A 19,793-nucleotide genomic window follows, 5' to 3' on the forward strand; every position below is an offset into this window, starting at 1 on the left:
GATCGAATTGGCAAAACCTACAGCTAGTATGCGTTCGAGTTCCACGGAACTACCCCGCAGGGGGTAAGTTCCGTTTAATTTTTAACCGCCGATGAACGCGGATAAATGCCGATTGTTTATCTTAATTCTATCCTTTGACTCCCGCAGCAGTTTCAGTTGGCACAATGTATTTTTGCAAGAGCAAAAATAGCCCTAAAACGGGAACAATAGAAATAATAGAACCCGCCGCAACTAAACGCCAATCTAAAGAAAATGTTCCGGCTAAATTGGCTACCCCTAAAGGTAAAGTGTAATATTCCGGTCTGTCTAAAACTAGCAGCGGCCACAGAAAGTCGCTCCAAGAACCGATAAATACGAAAATTCCTAGAGTGACTAAAGCTGGCTTAATTGCCGGAATCATGACGTGCCACCAAATGCCTAATTCACTGCAGCCGTCGATGCGGGCGGCTTCTTCTAGTTCTTTGGGAACTGCTAGGAATGCTTGTCGCAATAAAAATATGCCGAAGGCTGAGGCTAGTCCGGGAAAGATTACCCCTAAATAACTATTTTTTAGTCCGAGTTGTACAGTCAATATGTATAGGGGAATCATGACTATTTGGAAGGGAATCATGATTGTGGAAATGATTGTGATTAAGATGGCTTCGCGGCCGCGAAATTTGAGTCTGGCTAAGGGGTAAGCGGCGAGGGCGCAAAAGAGGACGTTGATGCTAACTGTGAGGCCGGCAATTAGGGTGCTGTTGAACAGGTAACTGCCGAAGGGGTTGGTTTGCCAAACTTTGATGAAGTTTTCGAGGGTTGGCTGTTGTGGCCACAGTTGCGGGGGAAATTGAAAGATGTTTTCGTTGGGGGATTTGAGGGAGGTACTGAGCAGCCACAGCAAGGGAAACAGCATTAAAAGTGCGATCGCGCTCATGATGCTGTACGTCCACAGGGTCCTCCACCGCGAGGGAGTGTTGTTTGGGGAATTTGGTTTTTTAGTTTTGAGATTGTTCATTGTTGGGATATGATAATAAGTCCTTGCTTCGTGAGAAGCCTTGTTGTCCATAAGGGGATTATTGCCATGAAACCGTTTATTTACGAAACTATGTACATTCTGCGCCCTGATTTGGGTGAGGAAATGACAGACCAGGCGATCGCTAAATATCAAACTATTTTGCGCGATCAAGGTGCTGAAAACATCGAAACTCAGCACCGCGGCAAGCGCCGTTTGGCTTACGAAATCGGCAAGCACCGGGACGGAGTATACGTTCAAATGAACTATACAGCTCCGGGCGCTGCAATTTTCACCCTGGAGCGCGCGATGCGTCTGAGCGAAGAAGTGATTCGCTATTTGACAATCAAGCAAGATGTGCCAGATGCACCTGAAGCGGAAGCTGAAGCTGAAGTCGCCGAATAGCATTTGTGTCAACTTAACGTCTTATGTAGTACCAGTCTGCTGTTTGACGATTAGGGCCGCTTATTCCCCGGCACGCCTTTCTTAAGGGCTACCCTGTACACACAACTTGAAAAACTAACGTCAGAGCCTTTCGCTCCCCCTGGCATCCTCCTGAAAAAGAGGCTAGGGGGATTTCTGGAATTGTGGGTATAGCATAGTTTCTTAAGGGCGGGACTTGAGGTTAATTGAAATTATAAGTAGGTAAGGGGGATTAAACCGAGCTATGTAACAATATGTCAACAGGGCTAACTTAGCCACGCTTAGGTCATTTGGATACTTTACAATCCTTAATATAATTGTGTTTGACAGCGCCTACCTACTTACTAGATTTACAAAATTACGAAAGTGCTTTAATGTTTAAACAGTGAGGATTAAATCCTATCTAAAAAAAACTTCATGATTAGAAAAACCGTTCATAGGTTCATCACGTTAGTATTAGCAGGATTGCTATTGGCGATTAGTGGCGGCTGCTGGACATCGCGAAGTTTATCACAAATCCATCCTCATGTTTTTTATGTTGCACCAAATGGCAGTGATGCAAATAACGGTTCACTTGAGCATCCTTGGTCAACAATTAATCACGCAGCGTCGGTATTAAAAGCGGGTGAAGCAGTTTATATTCGGGCTGGAACTTATCGCCTCACTGAACAAATTCAAGCTAACAATTCAGGGACAGAAAAGGCTTGGATTACTTATCGAGCCTATCCTGAAGAACGAGTTATTATTGATGCGGATGCAGTTAAAGTAGAGCCTCCCTCTGGTAAAAAATCCCATTATCCTCACGATCAAGGTGCATTTTTATTACAAAATGTTAGTTATATTCAAGTCAAAAATTTAGAAGTTATTAATTCTCATAATTCTGGGATTACAGTTAGAAATAGCCATTTTATTAACCTTTATAATAATAAAACAGAAAATACGTTTTCCCCAGGTATTGGTGTTTGGTGGGGCGATCACTATAAAGTAATGGGAAATACGGTTATTAATGCAAACGACCTGAAGATGGCTGACTTTTTAAATGATTTCCCAGAAGCTCCCCATGAAGCAATTTCAATCGGTGGGGTTGAAAACTTTGAAGTTGCTTATAACTTAGTTAAGGATGGGAAAAAAGAAGGGATTGATGTTAAAGAAAAGAGTAAATATGGAACCGTCCATCATAACTATATTCACCACATGGCACGACAAGGATTATATATTGATAGTTGGTTTGGAGTCTTAGAAGATGTTGAGGTCTTTAATAATGTTGTTCATGATTGTAATGGTGCAGGATTTGCTTTAGCAGTAGAAGGAGGAGCAGAAGCAAAAAATATTCGATTTCACCATAACTTAATTTATGATAACTGGGGAACCGGAATTCTCTTTGCCCGATGGGGAAATGATGGGTTACGGCATAATATTAAAATTTATAATAATACGGTTCATCATAATGGTTATGGTAAACCGAACCCAGGAGAAAGCTTTTTTTGGATTACTGGAGGGTTATATTTATTTTCTGATAATCTTCAAAATGTTGAAATCAAGAATAATATTTTTAGCAATAATATGGGATTTCAAATCGGTTATAGCGATCGCTATTTGGCGGCTAACTCTGACATCGAAAAGATTTTTCGTCAAAAAGATCTTGAGATTAGCCAGAACTTAATCTTTGGAGAAAATAACACCACCCGTCCGATTTATGCTGGATGGCTTCCTGATAACTATGCTAATATCTATGGAACGAATGGAACTGCTGCAGTCAGAGAAGAACCTCAATTTGTTAATCCTGAAGAAGGGAATTTTTACTTAAAATCTCCGGTCAGTAACCCAACCTCATTAACTGCTAATTCTAACACATCTCAGATGAGAGTTGGAGCTTTTCCCCATGGAGAAAAACCCCATTTTTGGTGGCAGGGTAAGTTCCCACCTCAATTTCCTGATTTACCCCAATAAACCCTTCATTAAAATAAGTTGTGTCTGTAATAATTAATTGTTAATAGTTGTATTAAGTACCTAAACAAAATTAATTACACAACTCAATAATAATGATTTAAGTAGGTAAGCGGGATTAAACCGACCTATGTAATAATATGTAAACAGGGCTACCTTAGCCACGCTTAGGGCTAAGGATAATTTACAATCCTTAACATAATTGTGTTTTACAGCGCCTACCTACTTAGCTACTTATTAAATTTACTGTTAACTAAGGCAAATTCGACTTTCTTGAGAGGCAAAATTCTGCATCTATAACTCTGAACCAAACTATAAAGTTATTGTGGCCCTTGGCAATTAGGTAGCCGCTAAAATGTGGCTCTTAGAAGAGGAATATTGTCAAATTTTGCCAACTGCTGCTTGAGGTTGGGTCTGAATCAACTAGCCCAAGCTCGATCGCACTCCCTGCAACCTCGATCGAGATTCTCGCCCCATAGCCCCATTGTAAAGTTTTGTTACAATTTTAATTTGGTAGCTTTAGATACAGAATTGTCTGTTATAGTGATAGAAGAGAAGAAAAAACCAGCCCAACATTAATCTAAAGAATACCGAGGAACTCCCTATGTCTACCGAAAATCAAGCTCGCTCTCTGATGATGCGCCACCACCAACTGGTGAAGAACCGCCAGCAATCCATGCTCAACCGCACCGCCACCGAAGTCGGGATGGAAGATACGCACTACTGGGGTCACATTCAAGGCAAACCGCAGCCCAGCTTTCAAGCCAGTTACGATCGCAGCAACGCCACTATGAGCTAGGGCAAGCTCAATTTCGACAATTGTCTACGAAGTTATTACCTATAATTTGGAGAAATCAGTTATGTCAACTCAAGAACAAGCCCGCACCCTGATGATGCGCCATCAACACCTCGTCAAAAACCGTCAGGAATCCATGCTGAGCCGTGTGGCTGCTGAAGTTGGTTTAGAGGCTGTCTCTCCAGCGAGTATCGATCGCAAATAACTCCTTTTTTCAACGGCGAGATAGTTGAAGCTAGTTTGTTGTTTGCCAGCTAAAAATTAATAATGTCAGTTACAAAATTATCGCGACTTCTTCTTGAGTTATAACTCTAGATTGGAAGCCGCGATTAGTTTTATGGGGAATTGGGAATTGGGAATGTGGAATGGGAAATTGGGCTCAAAAGAATGGGGAATCTAAAATCTAAAATCTAAAATCGTTCGACTGAGCGCTCACGCCGAAGTCTAAAATCTAAAATCTAAAATCTAAAATCTAAAATGGTATAATCCCCTTTCAGCAGATTGAAGGCTACTAGGGAGGTCATGATGTCGGACTGGAAAGAAATTGACGGCGGAGTTACAGCACCCAGAGGGTATCGAGCCTCGGGAATTACAGCGGGCTTGAAGCCTTCAGGCTTGCCAGATTTAAGTTTAATTTTGTCAGAGGTAGACGCCATCGCCGCCGGAGTCTTCACCACATCGACTGTCCGGGCCGCTTGCGTGGACTACTGCCGCCAGCGTTTGCAAGCTAAACCCAGCGCCAAAGCAATTTTGTGCAATGCGGGACAAGCTAATGCTGCTACTGGCGAACAAGGTTGGGCAGATGCCCTCGAAAGTGCCAAATTGTTGGGAGAAGCGCTGAATATTCCTCCAGAATCGATTCTTTTGGCCTCCACTGGCGTCATCGGACAGCGGATAAAAATGGAGCCGCTGAGGGCGGGAATTCCCCGATTAGTTGCTGAGGCATCGGAAACTGGTTCCGATGCGGCGGCTAAGGCGATTTGTACGACTGATTTAGTGCCGAAAACGATCGCCCTAGAAACCATGTTTGGCGATCGACCCGTCCGCATCGGCGGGATTTGCAAAGGTTCGGGAATGATTCACCCGAATATGGCAACAATGCTGGCATTTGTAACTTGCGATGCAGCAGTGTCATCGCATTTGTGGCAAGAAATGCTGAGTCGGGCGGCTAACAGAAGTTTCAATCAAATTACTGTTGACGGCGATACCAGTACCAACGATTCGCTAATTGCTTTGGCAAACGGTCAATCCCGTACACCGGCAATTACGGAAATGGGGGCGGATGCTGAAAAATTAGAGGCGATGCTAACAGAAGTTTGCGTACATTTAGCAAAGGCGATCGCCCGTGACGGCGAAGGTGCAACTTGTTTGGTAGAAGTGCAAGTTAGTGGCGCGCTGGATGAAGTTTCTGCGAGTAAAATTGCCAAAACAATTGTCGGTTCTTCTTTAGTGAAAGCTGCTATTTTCGGACGCGACCCGAATTGGGGCAGAATTGCGGCGGCGGCTGGGCGCGCTGGTGTACCTTTCGATCAAGAGAATTTGCGGATTCAATTGGGGGATTTTTTGATGATGGAAAACGGACAACCTAAAGAGTTCGATCGCGCTGCTGCGAGTAATTATATGAAAGCGGCTGCGGAGGGGGAATATTTGAAGGCTGATACGGTTGTAATTCAGGTTAGTGTCGGGAATGGCAGCGGTTTTGCGAAAGCTTGGGGATGCGATTTGAGTTACGACTACGTGAAGATTAATGCGGAGTATACGACTTAAATAAGTCCACGGGGTTAGAAGTCCGGGCCGTTAGAAACCGCGCCTACACAAACAAAACCAGACGAGAGCGGGTTAAAGGCAAATTTCACACAATTTAAACTAAACTTCCCCCCACGGGGGGAAATTAAAAAATCTCAAACCTTTACTCACCGAGTTAATCTCAGCTTTTTTGCTCCTCATTTTAAAATCGCTAAAGCCCTTACCGAGATAAGCTTTTTATGATTTTAGCTAAAGAGCGCTAAAAATCTTATTCAGACTAAGTTTCAAGACTTTTTCAGCTTATTATTAATAAGTCTAATATAAAGTTTGAAAACACGCCCTAACCAAAACTATCGGAGACAAACACATAGCCACCACCATACCCGACAGCATTATCCACTAATATTAAGCCGTCATTGGTCTGCGGATCGCCACTCTGAGCAAGTCCATAATTCACCACGCGCAACAACCGCTGCGGCGTAAACGATTCTAATTCCACAAAATTACCTGCATCCAGCCATGCTAGTTCTTGTGCTGTTAAACCTTGCCTCACGGTGTCGGGTAATTGACGGGCGGTTTGTGCCATTGTTTGAGATTGCTGTACAAACATATCGCGGGTTTCCAAGATTTGACGGGGAGAAATTCCCAAATCCAAAATCGTGACGGCTTGATTTGCAAACCAGTTTGGACTGGTTCGTAATTGATGTACTAAACTAACTCCAGCAGGGTTCGCATCGTGCAGCGCATAGACTTTTAAATCGGCATTGCGTCGCAGCATTTCGATGACGGTGTTGAAGATGCTTTGGGGATAGCCACTAATACTAAGAATGGCGCAGTTGTTCTCAAAATGGACGTTGTTGGCAATTAGGAATTGAGCGATTTCGTCGCTGTCGCAGATGATGGCGCGATCAAAGCTGTAGGCGCTGACTTCGCGATCGATGCTGGCGGGTAAAGCTTCTTGGCGAGGTGCAGGGAGCAGTTTTTCTAATGTGCCGTTCACTGTTTGCCAGTCTCGCAGCCATTTATCGCTCTGCGCTTGATTAACGAGAAATATTTCACCCGTTATCTGTGGGCGATTTTTTTGTGAAATGCCGAGCCAGTAGGAAAATAGCCCTAGTGTAATCGCTACGATGTATCCTGAGAAATAATTAAGTATCAAGCTTCCTGAAATGCCTGTTACTAAAATAATTACCCCTAAAAGTTGTAGGTTTTTAGCCTTGTTTTTTCTGTTGTGAATACTTTGGCTAGGAGATTTGCTGCCTTCAAAAAGTGCCCAAATCCAAAGAACGTTGTAAACTGCAAACGAAATCAGAATTACTAATTTTAAATCGACCCCATAACCGCTCAAAATAGCCGCGGAAAAAATTCTCACAAAAAAGCCAAAGATTAAGTAGAACATAATCCAGTCGCCTATGTACCCTGATGTGCGATATTTAAGTCGTTTATCAATGAAATACAAAAACTGTTTTGGCGTGAAAAATAGCATATTATGACTGCAAATATCTTCTATCGCCTTTTTGAAAAAGGGATCGGTGAATGCCAACTTTTTATCAGTGACGGTAGTGGGTTCAAAGACAAATGGATGGTTGCACCGTTTACAGCGACCTGAGTTCCTGGTACGATCGCTCAAAATGTTGTCGGTATTACACTGGACGCATTTCATTCCCATTTCGGTTACTCCTGATTGATTTAATGGATTTATATCGTTGGCGGTTGTTTTGGAATGGTTTTACCGCAGAGGGCGCAGAGGGCGCCGAGGAAGAGAAGAGAGATAATAAGTAGAAGGAAGAAGGAAGAAACTATGCACAATGCCCAATGCCCAATGCCCAATGCCCTCTTAAAAGATTTGCCCGTTTAACAAAATGGAATAGTCTTCTCGCTGTCGAATTAATCGATCGCCCTTAGCATCAATCAACACCTCAGCAGGGCGGGGGCGGTGCAGAAAATGCGACGACATCGCATAACCATAAGCCCCGCTATCCAAAATCAGGATCGCATCTCCAATTTTGAGTTTCGGTAGCCAACAATTGCGCCCCAAATAATCCCGCGAATAAGTCGTGTTGCCGCAAATATCCGTTTGATGTCGCGATACATCGTCGGTTTCCCAAGTTGCGATCGCCCGATAGCCCCCGTACACCGCAGGCACCGATAGATTTGATACAGTCGTATCCACCCCGACAATTTGCCGATAGCCCAACCACTTCACCGACACAACTTTCGCAAGCAAAACGCCACAACCTGCGATCGCCGATCGTCCCGGTTCAATCACCAACTCGATCGGGCGAGATAGCGCACTCAATCGTTCAGTAATCGCCGCACCAAACTCCCGCCAGTCAAACACCGCACCGCCTCGATAGGGATAGCCAAAACCACCGCCAAAATCGAGAGTTCGCCAATCGGGCAACAGTTCGGCGATCGCAATTAGCCGATCGATCGCCTGCGTAAAAGCACTCGTGGCGTTCGTTCCTGTCCCCCGATAAAAATGCAATCCGGTAATCCTCAACCCCTGCTGCTGCGCGATTTCGTTGGCTTTCTCGAATTCGGCGGGACGCACTCCAATCCGACTGTCTCCCGTCAATTCCGGTGAGTTGAGGCGCAGTCCGATTTCGGCACGGATCGATCGCGGTTGACTGCGCGAATATTCGCAAAAATCCTGGAGTTGCGACAGACTATCGAAGTTAAATCGATCGATCTTCCATTCAATCAATTGCTGAATATCCGCCCTGTTGAGGTTACTGCCGGTGTAGACAATGCGATCGCTCGTAAAACCCGCTTTCAGCCCCAAAAAAACATCTCCCGGTGTATTCGCGTGTAGCCCCCAACCAGCCTGCTGAATCAATTGCAACAGAGCAATATTGCCGTTGGTGACGCTAGCAAAATGAAACTGAACGTGCTGATAGTCGATCGATCGCGTAATATGCTCAAGAGTCTGATTGAGGATCTCGGCCTGATACACATATAAGGGCGAACCATAAGTTGACAAAAGTCGCTTGGCTAATGCTTCCGAGAACGGTGGCGAATGTATTTTGGTTTCATTCTGTAGCAAAGATTCAGTCATATAGAAGAAGTTCGGCAACGGATTTTGTAACGGATGTAACGGATGTAACGGATGTCAGTCTGATGGAAGTCGGAAGAAGAAATAAGAAATAAGGAAGAAGGAAGAAGGAAGAAGGAAGAAGAAAGATTGTAAAATCGAGTGAATAGTAGTCAACAGTCAACAGTCAACAGTCAACCTCCTTCGATATTTCCAAATGCGCTGCCCGATAGCCGGTGGCAACCAAAACACATGATCCAGCGATCGCTTGCCCGGAATTTCGCCTAAAACCTCGGTTCGCCATGCCTGCCACATCAGCAGCAGCCAGAGATTATTGCCAATATAGCGATCGCGCATAGCAACTCCGAGTTGTCCCGATAACATCGCGTCGGCCAAATAAGGTTGCCAGCAATTTTGCGATCGCAACACATTCGGATTCAGCCGATCGCCGATCGCAGCCCAAAACTCCCGGTAATACCAAACCTTCAACGGCACACCCATCCCGCGCTTTTCCCGCCAGACAATTTCCGGCGGCAGCCAGCGTTCAGAGGCTTTTTTGAGGATGTATTTTTCGCACGCACCTTGCAGCAGCAGCTCGCCAGGGAGTTGAAACGTCCACTCCGTGAGGTCGGGGTCGCAGAAGGGCGATCGCACCCACAAACCGCAAGCAAACGCCAATGCCGTTGCCCTCGGCTGAATATTTTGGGCACCTTTAAGCATCAGCGAAGCGCGCCGTAGCCTCGCTAGCAGGGAAGGACAGGTTTCGGGATCGATCGCGTCTTGCAGATAAACGCTCACATCGTGAGACTGGATGCGATCGAGCATTTCTGGCGAAAAAATTTGTTTTTCATAACCATAAAATCGCTGAAACGTCCGCAAATACTGCTGTTCAAAAGTTTCTTTTCCGGCAGGATGTTCTGCACTGTAAACTCCGTGTGCAATCAAAGGCTTGTTCGTCCATCCAGCAAATAGCTGATCGCCATTCTCGCCATTGAATACAACTCGCACGTCTTGCGCGGCCGCCTGTTTGAGCAAAAACAGCGGGGCTGTTGTGCCATCTCCATAGGGTAAATCGAGGGCTTTGGCGGTTGGCCCGATCGCCCGCAACACAGCATCGCCCGTCGCCGCCACTCGGATCAGCGGAATCTGGAAAAAGTCCGCCACCTGTTGGGCGTAGGGCAGTTCGGAATAGGCTTCGACACCAAAATCGAGGGCATAGGCGCGCACCTGCAAGCCTGCTTTCACTAGCAGCGCCGTCACCAGCGAGGAATCGAGGCCGCCGGAGAGTAAAACGCCCACGGGTTCGTCGATCGGCAAATCGGCTACTTGTCGATCGATCGCCTGTTGCAACAGCCCTTGCAATTGTGCGATCGCCTCATCCTCACGGCGCAGTAATTGGGGCGCTTCTTGCCAAGCCGATTGCAGCGATTCCCTACAGGATAGCTTCGCCGCCCGTACTTTCGGCCCATCGTTAACATCGGCGATTCCCCAAATCATCTCGCTTCCGGCTGCTACGGATGCAATTTGCTCGATCGGAGTTAACGGCGCGGGCACGTAGGAAAAACAAGCATAACTGTGTAGCGCGATCGGGCTAATTTGAGGGGAAGCAATCAGCGGTAGCAGCAATTGCATCCGCGTCGAAAACCAAATCGTTTCTCCCAACTGCATCCAGTAAAGCGGCACTCGCCCAAACGGATCGCGCCCCAGCCGTAGCTGTTTCGCTTCTACCGCCGCCCAAGCATCTCCCGGTAAATCGGTTGGCTGAAATCGCCCGCAAGCATTCAGCGTCACTGTGTCAGCCGTGAGTACAGATGCAGAGGCGATCGCCCACTCGGATAATTTGCCCTGCCGAATGCAGTAATCTGGGACTAAACGGCTGAGCGTTTTTGTGCGATCGTCCTCTCCCCAGTAGCCGATAAAATGTGAAGGTTTGTCGATCGCACCCATTAGATGTCTCCAATAATTATTGTGGAACAGGCCGGAAAGCCTGTTCAAAACAGGCTGTTTTTGGATAAGTCTATGTAGATATCTCCCATAATGATTGTGGAACAGGCCGGAAAGCCTGTTCAAAACAGGCTTTTTTGGATAAGTCTATTTATTTCACAGTGAAAGATTCAGTGCTGATCGCGCGCCCATCCAGCGACATCCGAACTTCCCATTTGCCTGGGGCAGCAGCAGATCCGAGATCGTAAAAGCAGTGCGTATTCCAAACCGCAGTATCGATCGTGCGAGTTTGATACCTGCCCTGATGAACAACGTCACCGCTGGGATTAATCCAATCGCATTGCAGAGACAACTGATTGCCGATCGGAGCATTTTTCAACGTCACCTGGTAGTAGATGCGGGGGTTGATTAGACGGTTGACTTGAGTAAAGCTGTCACCACCTTTTTTCGATAGCGCAATCCTGTCTTCTCCTCCCACAACTTGAGCAGTTTTTTGTTGCTGATTTTGCCCGAACAGCACGCCTATACCGATCGCAGAAATGACAACGGCTGTCGAGGCGATCGCGATCCAGCGATTCCGTCGCTGCTGTTTTTCTAAGACTTCGCGGCGGCGCATTTGGGCGATCGCATCTTCTAAAAGCTCATCAGGAAGATTCAACTCCCGTAAAATTTCTCTTACCTGATCTGGGGCCAATTCTAACTCGCGCTGCTGCGATAACTTGTCGATTTCAGCGACTACCTGTGCTAACTGAGTGTGAGTGAGCCGAGTTTCCATAAAGTTCTTTCCAGTAAAAATTAGATATATAAATCACCCCTCTCTTCTCTTCCTCTGCGCCCTCTGCGCTCTCTGTGGTTAAATTATCCATATTATTCAATAAATAGCTCTCAAAGTCAATTCATAAAAATCATAACCTTGACCTCATAAAAATCATATTTATAGAACTTAGTATAGATACCCAAAAACCGTTTTTTATTTTCCAAAAATACTTCGTTGCAACCCGCAGATTAGGTAAAATAGCCGATTTATTTGTGGGAGTGAGTAAATCCTGACTTATATAAAATCCAGACTGGCAACTTCCTCAACTTTTTGAGACTCGATTAAAAAAGGCAATTTGCCTAAATCTAGTTTTTCCTGTTGGCGATTCAACCAAATTGCGTTTAATCCCGCATTTTTAGCACCACAATAATCTGCTTTGAAGCTGTCACCGATATGCAACACCTTCTCGGCAGTGCAGTTGTGCTTTTGCAAAGCCGCAGTAAAAATTTTAGAGTCGGGTTTTGCTGCACCAACCTCGGTAGAAATTGTCACTGATGTGAAATAACCAGCTAAATTTAGTGCTTTTAATACTGCATAAATTCGGGAATCGAAATTCGATACTACTGCTAATTCAATTCCTTGTTGCTGCCACTTATTTAAGGCTGGCAATACGTCGGGATAGACGAACCAAGGTTCGGCGGTGGCAAAATGAGCGTAGAGTTCCCCAAAGAATGTGGAAAAGTCTGAAAATTGGTTAAAAATGCCTGCTATTTGGAATGCCTTTGCGGAAACTGCTTGCCACCACTCAAATTCTAATTGGGGAATTTTTGCTGATTCTATCCCTGGAAATGCCATTGGACTTGCGGAGGCGAAGCTTTGGGAAAATGCTGTATTTAACTCTTCACTATTAACTGTTACTCCAAACCTCTGAGCTATTTGTCCGTATACCTCGCCGACGCTACCGCGAACATCAAATAGTGTACCGGCAGCGTCTAAAAAAATTACTTTTTTCATTGGTTATTTGTTATTTGTTTGTAGTAAGAACTTTAGTCTTGATTGCCTAGGATTTTAGGTTTGAGGACTTCAGTCCTCACTACAAACTTTTTTAGTTGTGAGTTGTTTGCGGATTCACCACACCAGAATGATTGGCAATGTTGCCCGCAGGTTCAAATCGGCCTCCTAAATATTTCGCTAGGAATTCTTCGGCGACCGCATAAAAGTGCAGGCGATTTTCTGGGCGCGCAAATCCGTGTCCTTCGTCTGTATAAAGCACGTATTCTACAGGTTTGCCGGCTTGCTTCATGGCATTGACAATTTGCTCGCTTTCTGATTCTTTTACTCGCGGGTCGTTAGCACCTTGGGCGATTAGTAAAGGTTTCTGGATGCGATCGACAAAAAATAAAGGCGAGATCGATTTCAGAAACTCTGGTTCTGTTTCCAGATTTCCGACGCGGTGATACATATTTGCTTTGAGCGGTTCCCAGTAAGGGGGAATAGTTTGCAGCAGTGTAATCAAATTGCTCGGCCCGACAATATCGACGGCGCAGGCAAAAACATCGGGACTAAAAGTCAATCCCGCTAAGGCAGCATAACCACCGTAAGAACCGCCCATAATCGCAATTTTATCGGGTTGGGAAATTCCTGTTTCTACAAGCCAATTAACCCCATCTAGCAAGTCGTCGTGCATTTTAGCCGCCCATTCGCGATTGCCGGCATTGAGAAAGGCTTTGCCGTAGCCGGTGGAACCGCGAAAATTGATTTGCAAAACGGCGTAACCTCGGTTTGCCAGCCATTGGGCTTGTGGATTGTAACCCCAGGTATCGCGTGCCCAGGGGCCGCCGTGAACCAGCAAGACTGTCGGTACGGGTGTTGAGACACCAACAGGTTTTGTCAGGTAGCCGTGAATGGTTAAACCATCTCTTGCGGTGTAAGAAATGGGTTCCATTGATGAGAGCGGTAGCCCTTCGAGTTTTGGTTGGTTGCTGAACAGGAAGGTGAAGGTTTTGGAGGCGCGATCGAACGCATAGTAGTAAACTGGGCCGTCGTCTGTCATGTAAGCGACTAGCCAAGTGGTATCGGCGAGGTTGCGGCTGGTGATGGAGAATTCGCCGGGGCGGAATTTGCCGAGCTCCTCAAAATCCTCTGCTATGCTTTGGTCTAAAATCTGCCACTCTTCCTTGTCCTTGTAGAAGGAAACCGCCTGAATCTCTCGCTTGGTGGGGTGTACGACAATGCCGCCGACATCGTATTCTGGGTCAGAGGCGAGATCGGTTTCTTGTTTGGTTTCTAAGTCTAATGCGATCAAACGTTCGGCGTTAGCATCATGATTGCCGATCATGTAAAGAATTTTGCCGTTTTCTGAGAACATGACGGCACCACCTTCCTCATCGGGCCCCCACCTTCGCAGGCTTTCCCAAGACTTGTCGGCGGTTTCTCGAAACACCAATTCTGAGCCACCGTCAGCAGTGGTGGCTGTGGCCGCCCGCACTTGGAATTGGGCGTCAGCAGTCCAACCGACGATGTTACCTGGGTTGTCGGTGTCAAATTCAACTGCACCATTTTTGAGGTTGATGCGGTAAACGTCGTGTTTGCTGCGATCGCGGATGTTCATTCCCACTAATATTTCATTGGGGAAGTTGCGGTCAAAGGCGATCGGCTGAGCTTGAACGCCTTGAAATGGTGTCAAGTCGCGCACCTGATTTGACTGGATATTGACTAAATATAAATGCCAGTTTTCATCACCGTCTGCATCTTGGAGGTAAATTAAATCTTCGCCGCTGTAAGCCCAGAAAAAGATGCGAATGCCTCGTTTTTTATCTGCTGTCAATTGGCGATCGTCTGCTTGACCGACGGTACGCAATTGGACTTGCAAAACGTTGTTGTTATCTGGTGCAATGTAGGCGAGATACTTGCCGTCGGGTGAAAGTCGGGGGCTAGTTTTTTCGGGATTTCCGAACAGAATTTCCCGCTCTATCAACGGTGGAAGTTCAGTTTTGGGCAGTTGAAATGTGGAATTTTGCATTTTTTATCGTGCCTAATATTCTCTGAATCTACACTCCGACAGAAAAAACCAGATTTTTACCAAATATGCGGGTAGTAGTCAAGTATTTTCGTGAAAAACCCGGTTTCGAGACCGCCATCATAAGTCCTACAATTAACAATCACCCGTCAACGGTCAACAGTTAACTGTCTACAATTAACTAGCTTTTAAGCAACTCCTGAATCGGCTTGCTAATCCAATTGAAACCAACTTTTAGTTGATGGTCAAATGTTGGCATCCGATAGAGATAAGCTAAGCGGCGAGCAATGTGAGCTAGTTGTCCGTCGAGTTTAATTCCTAAACCGGCCAGGGTGGCGTTGTCAATTCCTAATGTCATCATTTCTCCTAGCGGCTGATAGCGGAAAGGAAGTAATGGGCGGCCGGTGAGGGAGGCCCAAATGTTCCAGGCGGTGTAGTCAGCTTGCTGGAAGGCTGTTTGGGCTGTTCCGGGGACTTTTTGACCAGTTGCATCGTGACATTCTGCTAAGTCTCCTAAGGCAAATATGTCTGGATGGTCGATAATTTGCATTTGCGAATTGACTATTAATTGACCGCGGCGGTTTTGTTTGAGGGGTAGCGATCGCACTGCTTGACTAACTTGAGTTCCTACTGTCCACAGCACTATGTCTACGGGGAGAACATCTAATTGTCCTTTATAAAGTAAGGATATTGTGTCCGCTTCGATCGCCTCTACTTCTGTTTCTAAGTCGATCCACACTTTCCGTTTTTCTAAAGCTTCGCTGGCGGCTTGGCGGTTAAACTCCGGTGATGTCCGCAGAATCATGTCCCCTTGCTCAACTAACCGCACGCGACCTTTTTCTCCGAGTCGATCGGCTAATTTACAAGCTAATTCTACTCCTGAATAACCGGCCCCGACGATCGCCACCCGAATTTTGTCGTTGTTGCTGGCTTCTAAAAACCGCAGTCTTTCTTCTAAGCGGTAGGCGTCGTCGAGAGTGCGAAACGAGTAAGCGTATTCAACGGCACCCTTGACCATATCTAGGGGCGTTTCGCCACCTAAAGCTAAAACTAGGCGATCGCACGGAATTTCTGGCCCGTCGTGCAACTGTACTCGCTTTTCCTCCACATCAATGCCGGAGACAGTACCCTGACAAAAGCGCACACCTGTTTTTTGCAAGAGTTCGGCAAACGGTGGGGCAATTTCCCAGGTTTGGAGTTCGTCGGTCAGCAGTTCGTACAGCAGGGGAACGAACAAAAATCGATCGCGGCGGTCAACTAGGACAATTTCGGGTTTTTCGGTTTTGGAGAAGGGTAACTGACTCAAGCGCAGGGCTGTGTAGAGTCCGCCGAAGCCTCCGCCGAGAATGCAAATCCGGGGTTGTTGTTGAGTCATGGTGTTTTGTTTGAGGGGCGATCGGTAGCAAGGAAACTTATCTTATTCTAACGAGAGTGAGGGAGTGAGGGAGTGGGGTAGTGGGAGTGGGGAAGGGGGAGAGTGGGGGAGTCGGAGAGTGGGGGAGTGGAAAAATCTTCCCTCTTTCCCTCGAACCTCAACATCGATCGGTTAAATCCGTTAAACTCACATCTGGCACCATTCTCAATAAGGCAGGAATTACGCACTCAAGGGCGTTAAACCAAGGGTTTGAGATTGCTTCACTACGTTTGCAATTACAGAAAATCGTAGTACCTGCGTCCAGGACTATAAGGATTTTAGGGGATGGATCTCCTGCCAAACCCCTACTCCCCACAAGAAATTCATTCTTTGTGGAACAGGCCCTCGGGCCTTTTAAGCGAGAAGGGTGCAACATCTCAGTGAAATGCGTTCAATCCGTTAGACAATGCGTTTCCGAACAGTTTTCTATATCTCTAGGCTTGATTAGCTCTACCTATTAGCCAACCTCAAATTTTCTGAATGTTCGCAGAACTAATTTTGTACTATATTAGTTTATAACGAATTGTTACGCAAATTAAATTCACTTTTTATAGGGTCATCTACGCTAACACTTGCCCCCGCACTCACAAGTGAAAAAAAACCATGCAAATTTCTTCCAATTCTTCTAAATTTAAGAACGGCGAGCACAATAACGAAGACGGCTCATCTTTGTTAAAAAGCGAAGAACGATATAAAAATTTAGTAGCTAATATTCCCGGTGCTGTCTACCGCTGTACCTGCGAGTATACGGACGCCGGGGAATTAACACGGACAATGGCGTTTTTAAGCGAGGCTGTTCAAGAAATATCAGGCTATCCCTCTTCTGATTTTATCAACGATCGCGTCCGTTCTTTTTCCAGCATTATCCATCCTCAAGACCGCAAAAATGTGGATGCTACTGTCAAAAAAAGTGTAGCAACCAGAACTTCGTACATCCTTGAATACCGGATTGTCCGGGCTGACGGCGAAATTAGCTGGGTTTACGAAAAAGGCAAAGCTGTTTGCTGCGAGGCGGAAGAGGCTAGAGGAAAACAAGAGGAACAAGGGGAAATTGAGGGCTTTTTGTCGGCTGTGGTTTCGCCGGTTTCGCCGATCGCAAATTCTGTATGTCGGGTTGTTTATCTCGACGGAGTGATTTTGGATATTACTGAACGAAAGCGAGCTGAGGAAAACCTGCGAAACACTCAAGATTTTCTCAATGCGGTACTGCAAAATCTGCCGATTAGTGTCTTTATTAAAGATGCGGTCGAGCAAAAGTTTATTTATTGGAATACTGCTAGCGAAGAATTGTTTGGCTATTCGAGGGATGAAGTTATCTTAAACAATGCTGCTGGCTTTTTGGACTCAGAGCAGGCAAATTACTTGCAAGCACAAGATTTAGAAGTATTTGCAACGAGAAAAGGCGTCGATTTGCCCGAACAAACTCTGGAACTTCCGCGCCTGGGAAAGCGGATTTTGCACACGAAAAAAGTTCCTTTGTTTGACGATTCTGGCGCGCCTAAGTACATTTTGGGTATTGCTGAAGATATTACGGAAAGCAAAAACACTGAAACTGAATTGTCGCGCTTGGCCATTGTGGCTCAAAAAACGCAAAATGGTGTAATTATTACTGATGCTCAAGGCTGCATTGAATGGGTGAATGAAGGATTTACTCGGATTAGCGGTTATGTGCTGGCAGAAATGCAGGGAAAAAAACCGGGTGATGTACTGCAAGGCCCTGAAACAGACCCGCTAACTATTGCTCAACTGCGATCGGCTTTGGCTGCAGGCGTGCCGTTTAATCAGGAAATCTACAATTACAAAAAGAATGGAAAGGGTTATTGGGTGGCGCTTTCTATCGCCCCAATTTATCAAGAAAATGGTGAACTCGAAGGTTTTATTGCGGTGCAAACTGATATTACGGATCGCAAGCAAGCAGAGGAAACACTCAGGGAGAGGGAGAATTATTACCGCTGCATTGTCGAGACGGCTTCGGAGGGCGTTTGGATGTTTGACAGCGAAAGTATCACGACTTTTGCTAACTCTCGAATGGGCGAAATGCTGGGGTATACTGTAGAGGAAATGCTGGGGCGATCGCTATTTGAGTTTATAGATTCCGACTCTAGGAAAATAGCAGAAACTTACGTCAAGCGCAGGCGGCAAGGCATTAGCGAACGCCACGATTTTAAGTTTACTCGCAAAGACGGATCTCACTTGTGGGCGATCGTGTCGGCGACGCCGATGTTCGACGCTGAGGGCGAATTTTCAGGGGTGTTGCGGATGATTACCGATATTAGCGATCGCAAACAAGCAGAAGCAGAATTGCGCCAAACTCTCAAAGAGTTGGAATTTGAAAAATTTGCTTTGGATCAATCGGCAATTGTCTCGAATACCGACGAATTCGGAGCGATTACCTATGTCAACGATCAATTTTGCGAACAATTTAAATATTCCCGAGAAGAACTGATCGGCAAAACCCACAGACTTGTCAATTCTGGCTATCATTCAGCAGATTTTTTCAAGAAGCTTTGGTCAACCATCCGCCAGGGCAAGGTGTGGCGGGGAGAAATGAAAAATCAAGCTAAAGACGGCACATTATTCTGGTTGGATACTACGATTGTACCTTTCTTAAATACGAACGGCCAACCCCATCAATATGTAGCAATTCGCAAAGATATTACCAAGCGCAAACACGCAGAAGAAGCGGTGCGACTTTCCGAAAGTCAATTGAGGGCTAAAAATCAAGAATTGGCCAAAGCCCTACGGGACGTGCATAAAACTCAAAGCATGATGGTTCAAAATGAAAAAATGGTAAGTTTGGGGCAATTAGTCGCTGGGGTTGCTCACGAAATCAACAATCCAGTTAGCTTTATTTACGGCAACGTCATGCACGCTGACGATTACTTTAAAGACTTGCTAAAACTGCTCCAACTTTACCAGAAGGAATACCCGCACCCAACACCGGCAATTAAACAAGAAATAGATGATGTAGATTTGAATTTTCTGCTCAAAGATTTGCCAATGCTGTTAAGTTCGATGAAAATGGGAGCCGAGCGAATTCGCCAAATTGTGCTGTCACTGAAGAATTTTTCGCGATTAGATGAAGCCGAACAAAAGCAGGTGGATATTCACGAAGGGATTGAGAGCACTTTGTTGATTTTGCAGCACAGGTTGAAAGAAACCGCAGGGCGTCCTAAAATTTTGCTGCTCAAAGAGTTCGGCAATTTGCCCCGCGTACAGTGTTATGCAGGACAGTTAAATCAGGTTTTTATGAATATTATTGGCAATGCAATTGATGCTTTGGAAGAGGCAATGGAGACTGGACAGTGGGCGGAGGGGGAACAGGCGCCTATTCCTTATTGTCCTTCGCCGACGCTGCGGATTTGTACGGAGGTAAAATATGAACAGGATACTTTGATGCAGGCAGATTCTGCTGTTTCTGATGCTTCGGTTCGGCATCCTTCTCATATTGTGATTCGGATTGCTGACAACGGCCCGGGGATTCCGATAGATGTTCACGAAAGGCTATTCGATCCGTTTTTTACTACGAAAGAGCCTGGTAAAGGTACTGGTTTGGGGCTGTCGATCAGCTATCAAATTGTGGTAGAAAAACACGGCGGGCAGCTTAAATGCCATTCCGCACCGGGTCAAGGCACGGAATTTGCGATCGAGATTCCTGTCGGCAAAATAGTTAGTTAGTAAGGTGCGCCCATCAGCACCCTACTGTTAGTTAGGTGCAATTC

General features: G+C 45.8%; 14 protein-coding genes. 6 read left to right on the plus strand and 8 right to left on the minus strand.

Going from position 1 to position 19,793, the window contains the following annotated elements:
* Positions 1-127: 127 nt before the first annotated feature.
* Positions 128-1,045, minus strand: a complete 918-nt coding sequence (locus QUA71_RS17410; RefSeq protein WP_445243795.1) for a carbohydrate ABC transporter permease — start codon at positions 1,043-1,045, stop codon at positions 128-130.
* 15 nt (positions 1,046-1,060) lie between these two features.
* Here QUA71_RS17410 and rpsF point away from each other — a divergent pair, with 15 nt between their 5' ends.
* The 5 genes from rpsF to argJ all read left to right on the plus strand — a co-directional run bounded on the left by rpsF (position 1,061) and on the right by argJ (position 5,924).
* Positions 1,061-1,396 (plus strand): 30S ribosomal protein S6, encoded by a 336-nt coding sequence (gene rpsF, locus QUA71_RS17415; RefSeq protein WP_015176119.1) that lies wholly within the window; start codon positions 1,061-1,063, stop codon positions 1,394-1,396.
* A gap of 435 nt (positions 1,397-1,831) precedes the next feature.
* On the plus strand, positions 1,832-3,364 hold the full coding sequence (locus QUA71_RS17420) for a right-handed parallel beta-helix repeat-containing protein (RefSeq protein ID WP_333286828.1): 1,533 nt from the start codon (positions 1,832-1,834) through the stop codon (positions 3,362-3,364).
* 601 nt (positions 3,365-3,965) lie between these two features.
* Positions 3,966-4,160 (plus strand): hypothetical protein, encoded by a 195-nt coding sequence (locus tag QUA71_RS17425; protein ID WP_006631905.1) that lies wholly within the window; start codon positions 3,966-3,968, stop codon positions 4,158-4,160.
* Positions 4,161-4,221: 61 nt separating this feature from the next.
* Entirely contained in the window at positions 4,222-4,362 is a 141-nt protein-coding gene (locus QUA71_RS17430; RefSeq protein WP_006631904.1) for a hypothetical protein, read from the plus strand.
* 320 nt (positions 4,363-4,682) lie between these two features.
* On the plus strand, positions 4,683-5,924 hold the full coding sequence (argJ, locus tag QUA71_RS17435; protein WP_333286909.1) for a bifunctional ornithine acetyltransferase/N-acetylglutamate synthase: 1,242 nt from the start codon (positions 4,683-4,685) through the stop codon (positions 5,922-5,924).
* A 319-nt stretch (positions 5,925-6,243) separates the two neighbouring features.
* On the opposite strand, the gene QUA71_RS17440 is transcribed toward argJ, so the two are convergent.
* The 7 genes from QUA71_RS17440 to QUA71_RS17470 all read right to left on the minus strand — a co-directional run bounded on the left by QUA71_RS17440 (position 6,244) and on the right by QUA71_RS17470 (position 16,032).
* Entirely contained in the window at positions 6,244-7,572 is a 1,329-nt protein-coding gene (locus QUA71_RS17440) for a hypothetical protein (protein WP_445243796.1), read from the minus strand.
* A 168-nt stretch (positions 7,573-7,740) separates the two neighbouring features.
* A complete protein-coding gene (locus QUA71_RS17445; protein WP_333286832.1) occupies positions 7,741-8,961 on the minus strand; it encodes a decarboxylase in 1,221 nt (406 codons plus the stop codon).
* Positions 8,962-9,117: 156 nt separating this feature from the next.
* Positions 9,118-10,884 carry an asparagine synthetase B family protein gene (locus QUA71_RS17450; RefSeq protein ID WP_333286834.1) on the minus strand — a complete coding sequence of 589 codons (1,767 nt, stop codon included), beginning with the start codon at positions 10,882-10,884 and terminating at the stop codon, positions 9,118-9,120.
* 148 nt (positions 10,885-11,032) lie between these two features.
* The gene (locus QUA71_RS17455) at positions 11,033-11,656 is read right to left on the minus strand and encodes a DUF3859 domain-containing protein (RefSeq protein WP_333286836.1); all 624 of its coding nucleotides are present in this window, start codon (positions 11,654-11,656) and stop codon (positions 11,033-11,035) included.
* A 276-nt stretch (positions 11,657-11,932) separates the two neighbouring features.
* Positions 11,933-12,652, minus strand: coding sequence for an HAD-IA family hydrolase (locus QUA71_RS17460; protein ID WP_333286837.1), 720 nt, complete (start codon positions 12,650-12,652; stop codon positions 11,933-11,935).
* Between the two features lie 91 nt (positions 12,653-12,743).
* Positions 12,744-14,660 (minus strand): S9 family peptidase, encoded by a 1,917-nt coding sequence (locus QUA71_RS17465; RefSeq protein WP_333286839.1) that lies wholly within the window; start codon positions 14,658-14,660, stop codon positions 12,744-12,746.
* A 178-nt stretch (positions 14,661-14,838) separates the two neighbouring features.
* Complete coding sequence (locus QUA71_RS17470; protein ID WP_333286841.1) at positions 14,839-16,032, minus strand: NAD(P)/FAD-dependent oxidoreductase; 1,194 nt, start codon at positions 16,030-16,032, stop codon at positions 14,839-14,841.
* A 642-nt stretch (positions 16,033-16,674) separates the two neighbouring features.
* On the opposite strand from QUA71_RS17470, the gene QUA71_RS17475 reads away from it, so the two are divergent.
* Entirely contained in the window at positions 16,675-19,749 is a 3,075-nt protein-coding gene (locus QUA71_RS17475) for a PAS domain S-box protein (protein WP_333286843.1), read from the plus strand.
* Positions 19,750-19,793 lie beyond the last annotated feature (44 nt).

It is taken from the genome of Microcoleus sp. MON1_C5, from assembly GCF_036701875.1.
Classification (GTDB): domain Bacteria; phylum Cyanobacteriota; class Cyanobacteriia; order Cyanobacteriales; family Microcoleaceae; genus Microcoleus.

Coding starts and splice junctions, on each gene's coding strand:
- QUA71_RS17410 (WP_445243795.1), bottom strand. CDS start 1,045: ATGGACAACAAGGCTTCTCACGAAGCAAGGACTTATTATCATATCCCA.
- rpsF (WP_015176119.1), top strand. CDS start 1,061: ATGAAACCGTTTATTTACGAAACTATGTACATTCTGCGCCCTGATTTG.
- QUA71_RS17420 (WP_333286828.1), top strand. CDS start 1,832: ATGATTAGAAAAACCGTTCATAGGTTCATCACGTTAGTATTAGCAGGA.
- QUA71_RS17425 (WP_006631905.1), top strand. CDS start 3,966: ATGTCTACCGAAAATCAAGCTCGCTCTCTGATGATGCGCCACCACCAA.
- QUA71_RS17430 (WP_006631904.1), top strand. CDS start 4,222: ATGTCAACTCAAGAACAAGCCCGCACCCTGATGATGCGCCATCAACAC.
- argJ (WP_333286909.1), top strand. CDS start 4,683: ATGTCGGACTGGAAAGAAATTGACGGCGGAGTTACAGCACCCAGAGGG.
- QUA71_RS17440 (WP_445243796.1), bottom strand. CDS start 7,572: ATGGGAATGAAATGCGTCCAGTGTAATACCGACAACATTTTGAGCGAT.
- QUA71_RS17445 (WP_333286832.1), bottom strand. CDS start 8,961: ATGACTGAATCTTTGCTACAGAATGAAACCAAAATACATTCGCCACCG.
- QUA71_RS17450 (WP_333286834.1), bottom strand. CDS start 10,884: ATGGGTGCGATCGACAAACCTTCACATTTTATCGGCTACTGGGGAGAG.
- QUA71_RS17455 (WP_333286836.1), bottom strand. CDS start 11,656: ATGGAAACTCGGCTCACTCACACTCAGTTAGCACAGGTAGTCGCTGAA.
- QUA71_RS17460 (WP_333286837.1), bottom strand. CDS start 12,652: ATGAAAAAAGTAATTTTTTTAGACGCTGCCGGTACACTATTTGATGTT.
- QUA71_RS17465 (WP_333286839.1), bottom strand. CDS start 14,660: ATGCAAAATTCCACATTTCAACTGCCCAAAACTGAACTTCCACCGTTG.
- QUA71_RS17470 (WP_333286841.1), bottom strand. CDS start 16,032: ATGACTCAACAACAACCCCGGATTTGCATTCTCGGCGGAGGCTTCGGC.
- QUA71_RS17475 (WP_333286843.1), top strand. CDS start 16,675: ATGCAAATTTCTTCCAATTCTTCTAAATTTAAGAACGGCGAGCACAAT.